The sequence below is a fragment of the Fusibacter sp. genome (genome assembly GCF_057447755.1).
Map to the genome: position 1 here is coordinate 1 of NZ_JBVBZF010000060.1, position 14,600 is coordinate 14,600.

Below are 14,600 nucleotides of genomic sequence, written 5' to 3' on the forward strand. Positions count from 1 at the left end.
TGTCCGCTTTTTCTCTAGCACCCTCAACATTGTCCAAGATCCATTTAACTTTAGTGCCTGAAAAATAAGCATCCACCACAAGTCCTGTGTTATCACGAATGTATTTTTCATAGCCCTTTGCCTTTAAGTCATCACAAATACCTGCCGTTCTGCGGCATTGCCAAACAATGGCATTGTAGATGGGCTTCCCTGTATTTTTATCCCAAACCACTGTGGTTTCACGTTGATTGGTAATTCCTATTGCAGCTATTTCATGAGGATTGACACCAGCGGTCTCCAAGACTTCTCGTGCAACGCCGGATTGAGTACCCCAAATTTGCATGGCATCATGCTCTACCCAACCTGCCTTTGGATAGATTTGGGTGAACTCTTTTTGTGCCACTTTTAAGATACTGCCGCTTTTATCAAAAATAATAGCCCTTGAACTTGTAGTGCCTTGATCCAGTGCTAAGATATATTTCTTCTCCATCTTGAAATGCCTCCTAAAATCTTTATAATAACATTTTATTATGTTTTTAGGACAATTACAAAGACTTATTGCATATCTTCATGTCTGACTATTTTACCCTTGTCAAAGACGAGAAATCCTGTACATATTTTCTGCATGAGATAGCGGTCATGCGTTACCATGATCAAGCTACCATTATATTGTGACAGTGCGCTTTCAAAGGTCTCCTTTGATTTTAAATCCAGATGATTGGTTGGCTCATCTAATATGATTAGATCGTATGTGCCGAGCAGGAGTTTTAGTAGCTTAAGCTTGGTTTGTTCACCCAGACTCAGTGTCATTACGCGATTATCAAGATTGAGGGATTTAAACCCCAGCTGATGGAGTCTGTTTGAAAGATCAATGCAAGAGGCCCTGTCATATAGGTCAAAGTAATCTTTTATGGTCGTATGGGGAGGGACCTGGATTTCATATTGATCCATATAAGCCAACTTCAAAGTCGGACTCATTAAGACTTCACCACTGTCCAAGGGAAGGTTCTTGAGAATAATCTGTAATAAGGTCGTTTTACCGCAACCGTTCGCTCCAATGAGTCCAATCCTTTCTCCCCTTGTGAGGTAGAAGTCACTTGCTTGAAAGAGGTTTTTTGTTCCAAAAGATTTTGAAATTTCCTTGGCTTCTATGATGTTCTTTCCTCTATTACCAGCAGTCTTGAAGTGCATGACTATTTCGCGTTCGGTCTTTGGCTTTTCAAGCCCTTCAACATCTAACTTTTCGAGTCTTTTAATCCGCGATTTAATTTGTTTATCCTTTTTCTTGGCCTTCATTCGAAAATACTCTTTTTTTCCATCACCTGCTACTTGTTTTTTTGTAGAGTCTCTATGGGCTTTACCAGACCAAGCCTTTAAATTCTTGATGTCATCATGAATCTGCTTTTTATAGGCTTCTTGTACTTGATATGCATTGAAAGCTGTTTTCAATTTTTCAGTCTTTAAAGTCACATATTGTGAGTAGTTGCCTTGGTAGTCATGTGCTTGTCCCTCTTCAATTTCCAAAATTTTCGTGGAGACCTGATCCAGAAAATATCGGTCGTGAGAGATGATAATAATGGTACCGTGATAATATTGAATTTCATTTATAAGCCAGTCAATGCCGTGAAAGTCTAGGTGATTTGTGGGTTCATCAAGTATGAGCATATTAGGACTTGCCGCCCAAAGCTTTGCAAGTGCCACCTTTGTACGCTCGCCACCACTAAGGGCACTTTCATCGGCAAGGTCTATATTGAGTTTACTTTCAAGTGCATAATACTGAGGGTCAAGGTTCCAATCACTGGTATTAAATAGCTGTGCATGACCATTTTGGGCTAAATAACCCACCGTACAACGATCGTCATGCCATTTTACAACCCCAGAATCAGCCTTGATTTGCCCCATTACAATTTGTATCAAAGTGGATTTGCCAGCACCGTTTTCCCCAACGATGCCAATGCGTTCACCGTAGACAACTTCAAAACTCAAGTTTTTAAGTATTGTTTGGTCACCAAAATCCTTGTTTATATTTTTACAGCTGAATATTGTCAAAATAATCACTCCTTTCCAATACTTCATAAAACGACATTTGAGCCATCTTCGATGCCTCAAACCAATTTTCGCTGACGCTGTTTAAGGTTGAAGATCCCTCATCACAGCTTTCGGCTCAAAGTTTGTTGTATATAATAAAAAAGGTTGTGCATTGAACGGACTCAATGAACAACCTCTAAGTTTCATGAATATCAGGCTCATCAAAAGATAACCTGCGTTAAACAACAATTTCCACTGTTGTCGCATGTATTATAAGGCAGTCATAGTGTTGTTCTCAGCACAAAACGCAATTTCAATGGAATGACAAAAAAGCCGATTAGAGGCATTTAATTTCCAATTGAAATTTTACGGTTTAACTAAGAACTTACTTCATCGAACTCTCCTTATATAGATGGTAAAAGTGACAAAAATTGTTTAACAAAGGTCACAATTTGAATAAAGTGACAATTAAAGTTTAAAGGACTTGCGTCAAAAGGTCAATATAATAACTCAAAAAAAATTAAGTGTCATGGATATGTAACATTAAACACGAATTATTAAAGCGGTCGTATTTGATGATAAAATTTTCAAAAATAAGCGTTTTGAAGATACAAGGTTTGACGATAGAACGTTTGTTTGGTAAACTAAAATTAGTGAGGTGACTTATGAAATCAAAATACACATTAACCTTAGCTCAGGCTCGCCTTTTCATACTTGAAAAGCACGGCCTCTTAAATGAATTCAAGCTCCATAGTAAAGATGACATCTTGAGCTTTGTCAGACAAGTCGGTTGTATCCAGTTTGATCCTATCGATATTTGTGGAAAAAATCCTGAACTTGTCCTCCAGTCTAGAATCGAAAATTTTGATAAGGGCATGCTTTATGAAATGCTATATGAGGATCGAAGTCTCATTGATTACTTCGACAAGAATCTCGCGATAATACCCCTTGAAGATTGGCCTTATTTTTCTTATAAAAGACAATACTTTAAGGATTATAAACGCAGTAAATCAGAGGTAGAGGCTGTGATATCGGATGTTCTAACTTATATTCATGAAAATACCTATGCAAGCTCAAAAGAAATCAACATCAGAGAAAAAGTCAACTGGGCATGGAACGATACGAGTCTTGGACGTGCAACCCTTGAAACGCTTTATTTTAGAGGTGATTTGATTGTACATCACAAGAAAGGTACTATTAAATACTACGGGTTGACTAAAGATTTTATAGATGAAGATATTTTAAGTAAACCAAATCCAAATAAGAATCATCAAGAACAGGTCAAGTGGAGTCTCCTAAGGCGCATTGGCGCTGTGGGATTACTCTGGAACAGACCATCGGATGCCTGGTTGGGAATTGATGACATGAAAGCAGTCCATCGCAAGGCGGCTTTCGAGGCTTTAATTAAGGAAAACAAAGTCATCGAAGTTGAGGTTGAAGGTTTGGATGTGCCCTTGTATTGCCTTTCGACAGATCGTGAGAGATTGGAAGATTGTCTCAGTATGTACGCTAGTTCAAATGCATTAGACACGGTCATGCCAAGAGTATCCTTTCTCGCACCACTGGATAACCTGCTCTGGGATCGCAAACTCATAAAAGCACTTTTTAACTTTGACTACAAGTGGGAAATCTACACCCCTGCTTTGGAAAGAAAGTATGGTTACTATGTCTTACCGATTCTCTATAAGGATCAACTGGTTGGTCGTATAGAAATGGTAAATCAGAAAAAGTTAAAGACACTAGAGGTAAAAAAAGTCTGGTATGAAGCAGACTTCAAACCAGACCCTGTTTTTAAAAAGCATTTGAAATTGAGTATAAAAAGATTTGCAAAATTTAATCAATGCACTAAAATTGATTTCTAAGGCCTAAACAGATGGCCTTAGAGCATCAGTTGCCAGTTGGTCACATCTATCCACTTATTGAATTTAAAGCCAGCCTCTTTATAGACGGCGATTCTTTCAAAGCCAAGCTTTTCATGAAGCCTCTGGCTTTTTTCATTTGGAATGGAGATGCCTGTTATAATGGTGTGATAATTCTCATTTCTAAGTATATCAATCAATTGGCTATAGAGCATTGAACCAACGCCTTTTCCTGAATATTCATGGTTGAGGTAGATGGATGTTTCCACTGAGAAACGATATGCGGTTCTCTCCTTCCACTTGGTCGCATATGCATAGCCTACAATCTGGCCATCTTCTTCATAAACAAGCCAAGGGAGGCCGTTTCCGATTACCTTCTCTATACGCGCAGCCATACCTTCCGTAGAAACACGCTCTTCTTCAAAGGTGAAGGTACTGTTTAAGACATAGTAGTTGTAAATCTTACAGATAGCGGCACTATCTGATGGTAATGCTTTTCTGATCATATCGGTTCCCCCTTTCCAGTCATATGTTTATATTAAAAAAGACAGCATATTAAATGCTGTCATAACTATTATACTATTTTAATCGATTTTCCAATTGGTGTCTAGGGTGTGTCATAACAATTTCAACAGCTTCAGTTACAGCCTGAATAACATTCACCTTGAACTGAGGTTGAAATTCATTTAATTTGGCGTACATTTCACCCTTATCAGATGTTGTATACAAAGGTGGAAGTTTATTTAAGCTAATCGCCAAAATATCCATTTTACATTGGTCACAGACACACATACCCCGATAATCTTGTTTAAGCTTTTCAAGAGTATCTAATACAATCGCTTCCATACAATTTCTAATCATATACAATCCACTCATATTTTTAATGGTTGCGGAGGCAGGATTTGAACCTGCGACCTTTGGGTTATGAGCCCAACGAGCTGCCACTGCTCCACTCCGCGATGTTCTTTTTGAACTAGCTTCATTATATCATATATCTTGGAAATAAATAGTATTATTTGAAAAAAGTCATAAAAACTTAGAACGACGGAATATAATATCAATAGAAATATGGATGCTGAAGCCAGCTATAAGAACCCATGTGGCCATTAATAAAAAGCTAGTAAAAAGCTAATAATTAATAGTAAATATTAAGCTCTCTATCGTAATATTTCTTAAATCTACCAGCATAACGCATGGCAGATTCCATATCTAGGTCAGGTACCTCGTCGGATTCGAGCTTAATATAAACCGTGTTTTCATTGATATCTAAGGAAAGATCCCTTATATTGCTGGTTTCTGCGCGGTCCAGTTGTTCTGAAATTTGCAGAATAACAGACAGTTTGACGAGCTTGTTAAAGAAATCTTTACTGATAAAGGGCTCGTAGATTTTAAAGCGATCCTTAATATTTGTGCTTCTATGGTTGCCCACTAAAAATGCGATTCCCAGATGTTCCAGATTGGAAAGACCATCAATCTTCGTATTCATGATAAGGTACATGCCGTGAAGGTGGTGGTCATAATATTCAATATGCATCCCAATATCGTGTAGAAGAGCAGAAACTTTGAGAAGCTTTAAATCATCCTCACTAAAGTCATGTAAAGGCGCTAAGGCCCTAAAGAGTTTTTCGGCAATTTTTTCAACTTGATGGGCATGGATTTGATTGACGTAAAAGCGATTCATCATATTGGTAACGCTTGCAGTTAATACACTCGGAAAGACTTTGGCTTGATTGTTCTTAGTATTTAAGAACTCAAGGAAATAGCCATCTCTAAGTCCATAAGCGCTAATCCGCATTTCTGTGGCCTTGATGTAGTGCATAAGGACCTTAAGCGGTATGGTGCCAAGTGTCATTAAATCAGCACGGCGTTTGTTAATGCCGTCAATCTTGTCAATGTCCTCTGGTGGCGTGTTATGAATGAGGTCAATAACAGACTCAACTTCTTTTGAAGGCATTTTGTAGTTGTGAAAATTTTCGATTGGGTATTGATTGATATTTCGATGGACCTTGCCTATAGAACGAATAATACCACCTAGACCAATAAGGGGTAAACCCTCCCCTTCCTTAAGCCATGGAATTTCGGCAAGCTGGTCCAATACAAATTTTTCAGCAGATTCAATCTGTTTTTTTCGGTTCTTTTGCTTTTTAAAGTGCTCCGTCAATATGACCGAACCAAAGGGTAAGCTGATGGCTTGAACAAAAGCCCTATTTTTAACCAACACAATTTCAGTACTACCCCCACCGATATCCACTAAAACGGCATCATCAAAGGCTATGGTATTAATAACGCCTAAATAGTCGTAATAGGCTTCTTCTTGACCAGATAAGACTTTAAATTCCAGGCCGATTTCATTTTTGACGGTTTCTAGAAACTGCTTTTGATTTTGTGCCATCCTAACAGCTGCGGTACTCAAGGCAAAGATGTGGGAGACATTATTGACATCCATAAGCCTTTTAAAGTATTTTAGGGCGTTTACAGTTCTTCGGATAGGCTCATGCTTAAGAAGCCCATCTTGATCAAGCCCTTGACTAAGGCGGACCATTTCTTTGGCTTGTTCGAATACACTGTAACCACCAAGTTCATTAATGCCATAGATATTCATACGTACTGAGTTGGAGCCAAGGTCAATAATGGCTATTTTTTCGTTCAATTAATCACATTCTTTCTATATATATTTTATAAAGTAGTCGATTTATACTTTTTTTATAAATTCTTCATTGTCATTGTATTGAAGTGATTTTAAGTGATCTTGAGCCTTTAAGGCACTTTTGGTCTTAGTCGATTTCTTTTCGTAGTTGCCATCAGGCATAAGGGTCCAAGATTTTTGATTGTCTTTCAAATATAGGTCTAGGGTTTTTTCTATGCGCTTTGCAATGATCTTGTCTTCAACTGGAAACAAGAGTTCAACGCGGCGGTCTAGATTTCGCGTCATCCAGTCTGCACTTGAAAGGTAGACTTCAGGATGATGGTCGTTATGGAAGTAGAAAATTCTTGAGTGCTCAAGAAACTCGCCTACAATACTCACAACCTCAATATTCTCACTTAAGCCTTCAACACCCGGTACGATGACACACATGCCCCTTACGATAAGTTTAATTTTAACACCGGCTTTTGATGCTTCATAAAGTCGATCTACAATTTCCTTATCGACCAAGGCATTCATTTTGGCGATAATTTTAGCAGGTCTCCCCTTCTTGGCAAAGTCTGTCTCTCGATCAATTAAGGTATAAAACTGTTTTCTAAGATGGTAGGGTGCAACAGTGATGGCATGGGTAAAGATATCATTTGAAAAGCCTGACACCAGATTAAAGAAGATGGAAGCATCTGCACCAAAGCTTTCCTTACAGGTGAAGAGTCCCATATCGGTATATAACTTTGCCGTCTGGTCATTGTAATTTCCAGTCCCAAGATGGACATATCTGCGAATCCGTTGCTTTTCCTTCCGAACCACTAGGGTAATTTTAGAATGTGTTTTAAGGCCGTATAAACCATAGATGACGTGGACGCCTTTTTGTTCAAGCTTTTTTGCCCAGTTGATATTGTTCTGTTCATCAAAACGCGCCATTAATTCAAGGAGGACAGTGACCTGTTTTCCTCTTTCGGCAGCTTCAGCAAGGGCTTTTACGATTTCTGAATCGCCACTGACCCGATAAAGGGTCTGTTTGATGGCAAGAACCTGTGGATCCTTACTTGCCTGCTTGATAAAATCCACCACGAAGTCAAAGCTCTCATAGGGATGGTGTAAAAAGACGTCACCTTCTCGAATGGTTTTAAAGATATTTTTCTTAGCCATAAAGGGCAGCTTCCTCGGAATATAGGCTTCTTTTTGAAGATGTTGCAATGCCTTTGGGGGTTTGAACTTAAACCATACGGTCTTGTCCATGAGGCCTTTTATCTCGTAAACTTGAGAATCCTCCATATGGAATGCGGATACGAGTGTTCGCTTTAGCCATTCGTCTGGACGATATGAAATTTCAAGACGAATTGCCTCGCCCCATTTTCTAAGTTTTATAGCTTCTTCTATGACATTAAGTAAAATATCCGTATCTTCTTGAATGACGTTTAAATCGCCATTTCTCGTGATTCTGAACTGACAAGTTGCAAGGATGGTGTTGCCTATGAAGAGGTCTGCGATGAACTCCTCTATAATATCCTCTAAAAGCACATAACAGTGGTCACCTTCAGGGCAATCAAAACTAATGAGACGCGTGAGGACTGAAGGGACTTCCACAAGTGCCAAACGCTCAATTTGATTGACCAAGAGCTTGACGGCAATATAAAGGCTTTTATTCGAAATAAGTGGAAAAGGTCTGCTAAAGTCAACAGCCATAGGGGTCAGTACTGGGAATATGGAGGTGTTGAATAGTTGTTTTAAATTTCCACGTATGCCCTTGGTATAATCCTCACGTCTTAAGAGGTTAAATTGATTGTCCTTAAGCCCCTGCATTAGGGTTTCACTAATTTTGTTCTGAAGTTCTACCAGTTCGCTGACCTTCTGGTTAATACTGATAAAGAGCGGCTCAGGGGCCATACCAGAAGGATCTGTTTTGTTGTAGCCAATGTTCATTTGGTCTTTAATCGAAGCAACTCTTACCATGAAGAATTCATCCAAATTAGATGAAAAGATGGCATTAAATTTGATACGCTCCAAAATTGGCAGGGTAAGATCATTGGCTTCAAGTAGGACGCGCTCATTGAATTTTAACCAACTTAACTCTCTATTAAAATACATATTATTTCTCCTTTAATTCTGGAATAATACCAAACGTATTGATAAAATTTGACAATGTAAACTGAAAACTTAACTCTTCAAGTGTAATATCTTGATTGTAGTCAATATAGATGTTCATGTAGTCATCTGTAATTTTGACGCGATCAATTTGAATTTTTTGTTTTTTCCCCTTATCCAGTGCATCAGCAATGGACATGATTGAAGAGAGTTTAAAGACGGTGCCATAGCTTTCATCTGATATGCCGTCGAGTTCAAAATCAAGCGCTTTTTGTTCAGAGCTTGAGATCAATCTACAGACGTGGGCCACTATTCTAATTTCCTCCTCTGTTACACCTAGGATACTAAGATTACTGATCTTGTCATAGGATGTAATGAGATAGTCTTTAATTCGAGTATACTTGCCAATCTCATGTAAAATTGCACTTAGTCTCAGTAAAAGTTCATCTCGCTCACCAAATTCAAAATGTGGTGTTAAGGCGTTAAACAAAGTTAATGCGTGGTGTTCTATCGCTTTAAGATGTGCTTCAGAACTCTTGTAGCGTTTACTGATGTTAAGGGCTTGTGTTAAAATGTCTTGGTTGAAGGCATGATACCGATTCAGATTATAATCATTTTCAATAAAGTTTGCGAGGATACCATCTCTTAAGGATATGTCCGGTATCAATATGGAATCTGCTTCAGTAAGGTCGAAAAACATATTGTAAATCAAGATGCTAACCACAAATTCATACCAATTGAAGCCCTTTGTCTCCATGTCGTACCTCAAGGTTCTATGATCATCGATTAAGTTATAATAAATGGATTTGAATGCCTTCTTAGTGATGTGACTCTTTTGATTAAAAAGAAGGGCCTTAAAGAGCTTGGCTTCACCACCTAGACATATGAAATTTTTAATCTTTTTGCTTTGTATGTTTTGCCACATATGAGATGTACGGGTTTCCAACAGTTCTAGTAAAACTCTTGGATAAACTACAGACCGCTCTTCAAGCTCATGCATGATGCTTTTAAGATTTTTTGTCCCCAGTTTAACTTCATCGTTCTTAACAAGGTGGTTTCTGTGGTATATGGAGACATCACAGCTACCGGAGTTGATTTCAACCACAAGTGCGCTTTTTCGGATATCCCGAAAGTTTGGCATATAGTCTCTCATGGATTTATAAGTTAAAAATTTTTCGATACTGTCTTCTATGATTTCAAGTTCTATTCCCGTTTTGATTTTGAGCATTTCCACAACCATCCTGGAATTGTTAGCTTCCCTCATGGCGCTAGTACCTACTGCTCGATATTTCTCAATACCGTAAGTGTCCAATACATTTTTAAAATATATGAGAATATTTGCGATTTCCTTAACCGTTTGATGTTGTATGAAACCAAATTGATAGACATCCTCCCCAAGTGTAATTTCCTTGGAGATATCTTCTAGCATATTGATCTTGCCATTGACATATTCCACGATTTTCAATTTTATTGAATTTGCGCCAACGTCTATTGCTGCATAAATTGGTTTCATATCACACCTCATATTATTTAATATCTTCATTATAAACTATGTATTAAAACATAGTGGTTTTTACAATATAAATTTACCTGAATTTAACAAAAGCGCTGATGGGCATCAACGCTTTAATGTCACTAATCCTTTAATTTTTTTGGTTTACACAAGCGATCTTCTTCATCGGCGACTCTGCCACATTTTTTGCATACGTATTTAGGTTTTTTTACGATATCGATATATTCCGCTAAATGGTCTTCTAAATAATCCTCTTTAACGAGTTTGCACATTTTTTTTGACATAATTACCTCCTATTTCAGAATATTTATACCACTATAAAATGATTTTATTCAGCGCAATCATCTTTTTTAATAAAAATACCCTCTTTTTAACCTCAGATCTCAAGAACTTAAATTGACTTTCTTGATGCGTTAATAAGAGTTGATATTCCTCTGGATCAATACTCAGTGTTTTAAAGAATTTTCTTTGATCACTGATATCGTTTAAGTCCCCAAGCAGATCATGGAGGGTTAAAATGGTATCCTGAAGGGTTGAATCAGAAAGTTGAACCATGCCACTTCCAAGAATATACTTAAGATGCTTTCCTTCTATTCGCAATTGATGCAAGGCATGGACATCATTCATTTCAGTGAAATTAAGACGTTTTATATATGATTTGACGAGTTTCAAAAATAGGTTGGAATCAAAGTTCAAATAGTACTCATTGCCATTTAGCTGGTTTTTTAAAATGGTAATAAAATCAGATTTTAAATGGTCCTTAAGATAGGCCTTTAATAGTGTGTTTTCAGCTTCTAGCGCAGTGTCTAAATCCTCTTTTAAAAGTGGAAAGGCCTCTTGGGTGCTAAGATTTCTTGAGACTACGTATAGCATTCTACTTTTTGAAAGCTTTTTGAAAATTGGCTTAAGGGCCAAATTGGTATCCCTCTTAAGTCCGCCGTTTTCAGAGAAGTAAAGAAGTGCACCTATTTTTCTGATTGTTACTCTCACTTCATGAACCCAGTGGTTAAAGTCTTTAGGGGGTGTTTCCAATAGTGCAATTAAGTGATCGCAGTATCTTGAGAAAAGTGTGGCGATTTCAACCTCACTAACAATTGAGAACTGCGTTTCCTTTTGGCCTATGAGCTCGATTCGGATGCGTTCATATTCTTTATCTGTAGGATAACCGAACTCATCTTGATGGGCCAAACTGTCAGCATCCTTTATGAGTTCATCATAGGGCTCATGAATTTTTGATTTTTGATTATGGTGTAGAATAGCACTGCAAACAGTGTTTATGGTGGCTTTAGAAAGGTCTTTTTTAAGGTATGGTTCAAGTTTCGACCTTACGATTTCAGCACTTCTCTTGGCATGTTGTTTTCCCATAACACCCTCTTGTAGTCTTGAGATGTCATGAAGATATGCTATAGCAAGTGCCAGATTTGTATCCAACTGCCTTTGCTTTGCCAACACTTTAATATGGCGTTCAACATTTAGAAAATGGCTATGCTCATAAAGTGAGTTTTCAATATAAGGGCACATTTCAGTCCTTAATGCCCTAAGGTGTTCATCTGGAATTGACATTTTTTTATTAGACATAAAAGCCTCCAAACGGTATAAGGTTCATATACATGAATACTTACCCAGTCAGAGGCTTTAAAATCTAATATCTATCGTTTTAATCTTATGTTCTTAAATTTAAAGTCATGGTATTGACCCATTCCTGATCCATTTTTATGAGGCGGTTCTTTTTTAGGTTCTCTTTGATAAGCCATTGAATATGTTTGCCCTTGATATCAAGTAGGGTTTCAAAATGGTGTTTACCTTGATCAGGACATGCCACGATGGCAACACTCCAACCATAAGCCAACGCCTTACGCAGTGATTTTTGATCATCTGATAAGGGACCAGTGTAGGTGTTAAATGGCAATGTCACAGATAAGAGATAGTCAAAGACAACTAAATTTGCAGTTTGATTTTTAAGCAATGCGGGCTCACAAATGGTGGCAACCATGGCGCGTTGTTCATAATAGGTACCCTTGCACCAAGGTTCAATAAAATGCAAGATTTCATAAATATCTGTTTGTTTGGCAATCTCTTGGAGTCCGATTGCGACGGATTCCCGGATACGCCAGCTTGAGTGATTTGCAAATGTTTTTAAGCATTCGTTGACCTCATCAAGCTTATCTTTTTTTTCGGTGAAACTGGAAATACAGTTCACACAGTAGCCCACAACACCACACATGACCACAAACTCTTCCGGACTATTACTAAGAGATTCGTGATTGTATGCCAAACAGGCTTCGATCACTTGGATTGGTGCATTTTTACTGAAGGCATAAAGCAATTCCAAATTAGCTCGAGGACCCGGTAGATTTGAATTTTTTAGTAAATAATCAATCGTATAATCCACTGTGAAATTCTCCTATTATGTATATTTGATTATACTATACCAAAAAAAGGGCTTGATACCCATCCTTATTTGTCATGAATGTATATTTAAGCTGCCAATACTTGTGTCAAAAATGATAAAATAAGAGATAAGGGAATTTTAGTGTAAATTAAAGGAGCATGAACATGTCTACAAGTACTAAGGAACAGCTGTCTTGCAGTCTAAAAAAATTGATGGCTAAGACCTCTATCGACCATATTACCGTAAAAGATTTGGTTACAGATTGCGGCATCAATAGACAGACATTTTATTATCATTTTCAAGATATCTATGATTTGTTGGGCTACATCTATAAATCAGAAGCCCTTGAATCCATCAATGAGTATAAAACCTATGATACCTGGCAGCTTGGTTTTTTAAAGATCTTTCAATATGTGGAAGAAAATCGGGCATTTTGTCTTAGTACCTTTCACTCTTTGGGGCGAGACCATTTGGAAGCTTTTTTAAACAATTTGACTTTTGATTTATTGATGGGCGTTGTGGAAGAAGTTGCTGGCGACCTCCCTATTCAGCCAGATGAGAAGAAGTTTATTGCACAGTTTTACACCTATGGTTTCGTCAATATCATGCTAGAGTGGTTAAAGTCAGGCACAAAGGAACAACCTAAACATATTATTGAAAAATTGAGTAAGCTACTGGAGGGTGACATTTCAAGAGCAATTGATAAATACCTTAAGAGTTGATTTAAAATTCACCTATTTTCAAAAGATATGTTATGAAAATAAATGATGATATATCCTTAAATATTGTTTATACAAAAAGCCTTGATTGTCTATTGATTAGACATTTGAAGGCTTTTGTCTATATTAAAGGCATTTTCACTGTAGTATCGTATTGCTATAGATTAAAACTTTAGGAGGCAATACAATGACGATTAATCATGGCAACAAACAAGCATATTTTGTAGGTGGCGGTTTGGCATCTCTTGCAGGAGCGGTTTACCTCATTCGAGATTGTAATTTTGAGGGTAAAAATATTCATATTTTAGAGGGACTTCCAATTTTGGGCGGTAGCAATGACGGTGCTGGCGATCCTGTGAATGGTTTTATTTGCAGAGGTGGTAGAATGCTCAACGAAGAAACTTATGAAAATACATGGGAGCTCTTAAGTTCTATCCCCTCTTTAGACAAACCAGGCATGTCGGTATGTGATGAGATTTTTGAATTTGACCACGCGAATCCAACACATGCAAATGCACGTTTAATTGATAAAGATGGTGAAATTTTAGATGTTATCTCTATGGGCTTTAACACTGCAGACCGTATGGCGCTTGGCAAGCTTATGATAACACCTGAGGAAAAAATTGAATACTTAAAGATATCGGATTGGTTTGCACATACCCCTCACTTCTTTGAAACGAATTTTTGGTACATGTGGCAAACGACCTTTGCATTCCAAAAATGGTCGAGCTTAATAGAGTTTAAACGTTACATGAATCGTATGATCTTTGAATTCTCTAGAATTCAAACCCTTGAGGGTGTAACAAGAACACCTTATAACCAGTACGATTCTATCATCTTGCCTATGAAGGTATTTTTAGAGGAAAAAGGTGTGGATTTCAGCTTAAAATGTAGAGTTCACGACCTTGATTTTGCTGATGGCGAAGGCATTAAAGTTACAGGCATCCATTATGAAAATGAATCTGGAAAAGGTTTAATTTCTTTAAATGAAGGCGATATTTGTATTGCTACAAATGGCAGTATGACAGATAATGCAACCCTTGGTTCCTTTAAAACACCAGCACCATTTATGACGGAAGATCCACTTTCAGGCTCATTTTGGGCAAACATTGCAGGTAAAAAAGAAGGTCTTGGCAATCCTAAACCTTTCTTTGGAAAGCCGGAAGAATCAAACTGGCAGTCCTTCACAGTGACAATGAAGGGGAATAAATTCCTGAATATGATTGAGAAATATTCACGTAACAAACCAGGAAGCGGTGCCTTAATGACCTTTAAGGATTCAAACTGGTTAATGTCTATGGTTGTGGCCAAGCAACCACATTTTAAAAATCAACCTGAAGACACCACCATTTTTTGGGCTTATGGCCTCTATACCGATAAA

At 37.7% G+C, this 14,600-nt stretch carries 13 protein-coding genes and 1 tRNA gene; 3 read left to right on the plus strand and 11 right to left on the minus strand.

Features of this window, described 5'->3' with window-relative positions; all coding sequences use genetic code 11:
• Together AC220I_RS09605 and abc-f are read right to left on the minus strand one after the other, a co-directional pair.
• A partial coding sequence (locus tag AC220I_RS09605) for an FGGY family carbohydrate kinase (protein ID WP_486723607.1) occupies positions 1-469 on the minus strand: 469 nt, incomplete at its 3' end.
• 65 nt (positions 470-534) lie between these two features.
• Positions 535-2,055 carry a ribosomal protection-like ABC-F family protein gene (gene abc-f / locus AC220I_RS09610; protein ID WP_486723608.1) on the minus strand — a complete coding sequence of 507 codons (1,521 nt, stop codon included), beginning with the start codon at positions 2,053-2,055 and terminating at the stop codon, positions 535-537.
• Between the two features lie 617 nt (positions 2,056-2,672).
• On the opposite strand from abc-f, the gene AC220I_RS09615 reads away from it, so the two are divergent.
• Positions 2,673-3,869, plus strand: a complete 1,197-nt coding sequence (locus AC220I_RS09615) for a winged helix-turn-helix domain-containing protein (protein ID WP_486723609.1) — start codon at positions 2,673-2,675, stop codon at positions 3,867-3,869.
• 17 nt (positions 3,870-3,886) lie between these two features.
• Here the strand turns inward: AC220I_RS09615 and AC220I_RS09620 are convergent, their stop codons facing one another.
• The 9 genes from AC220I_RS09620 to AC220I_RS09660 form a co-directional block, all read right to left on the minus strand.
• The gene (locus AC220I_RS09620; RefSeq protein WP_486723610.1) at positions 3,887-4,372 is read right to left on the minus strand and encodes a GNAT family N-acetyltransferase; all 486 of its coding nucleotides are present in this window, start codon (positions 4,370-4,372) and stop codon (positions 3,887-3,889) included.
• Positions 4,373-4,445: 73 nt separating this feature from the next.
• A complete protein-coding gene (locus AC220I_RS09625; RefSeq protein ID WP_486723611.1) occupies positions 4,446-4,727 on the minus strand; it encodes a late competence development ComFB family protein in 282 nt (93 codons plus the stop codon).
• A 23-nt stretch (positions 4,728-4,750) separates the two neighbouring features.
• Positions 4,751-4,825, minus strand: a tRNA-Met gene (locus AC220I_RS09630).
• Positions 4,826-5,001: 176 nt separating this feature from the next.
• Complete coding sequence (locus AC220I_RS09635; protein WP_486723612.1) at positions 5,002-6,516, minus strand: Ppx/GppA phosphatase family protein; 1,515 nt, start codon at positions 6,514-6,516, stop codon at positions 5,002-5,004.
• 42 nt (positions 6,517-6,558) lie between these two features.
• Entirely contained in the window at positions 6,559-8,598 is a 2,040-nt protein-coding gene (gene ppk1 / locus AC220I_RS09640; protein WP_486723613.1) for a polyphosphate kinase 1, read from the minus strand.
• A 1-nt stretch (position 8,599) separates the two neighbouring features.
• Entirely contained in the window at positions 8,600-10,108 is a 1,509-nt protein-coding gene (locus AC220I_RS09645; RefSeq protein ID WP_486723614.1) for a Ppx/GppA phosphatase family protein, read from the minus strand.
• 122 nt (positions 10,109-10,230) lie between these two features.
• Positions 10,231-10,392, minus strand: coding sequence for a hypothetical protein (locus AC220I_RS09650; protein WP_486723615.1), 162 nt, complete (start codon positions 10,390-10,392; stop codon positions 10,231-10,233).
• A 31-nt stretch (positions 10,393-10,423) separates the two neighbouring features.
• Positions 10,424-11,686, minus strand: coding sequence for an HD domain-containing protein (locus AC220I_RS09655; protein ID WP_486723616.1), 1,263 nt, complete (start codon positions 11,684-11,686; stop codon positions 10,424-10,426).
• A gap of 85 nt (positions 11,687-11,771) precedes the next feature.
• Positions 11,772-12,500, minus strand: a complete 729-nt coding sequence (locus AC220I_RS09660; protein WP_486723617.1) for a hypothetical protein — start codon at positions 12,498-12,500, stop codon at positions 11,772-11,774.
• Between the two features lie 164 nt (positions 12,501-12,664).
• Between AC220I_RS09660 and AC220I_RS09665 the strand changes: the two genes are divergently transcribed.
• Entirely contained in the window at positions 12,665-13,222 is a 558-nt protein-coding gene (locus AC220I_RS09665; protein WP_486723618.1) for a TetR-like C-terminal domain-containing protein, read from the plus strand.
• 184 nt (positions 13,223-13,406) lie between these two features.
• On the plus strand, positions 13,407-14,600 hold a 1,194-nt coding region (locus tag AC220I_RS09670), incomplete at its 3' end, for an oleate hydratase (protein WP_486723619.1).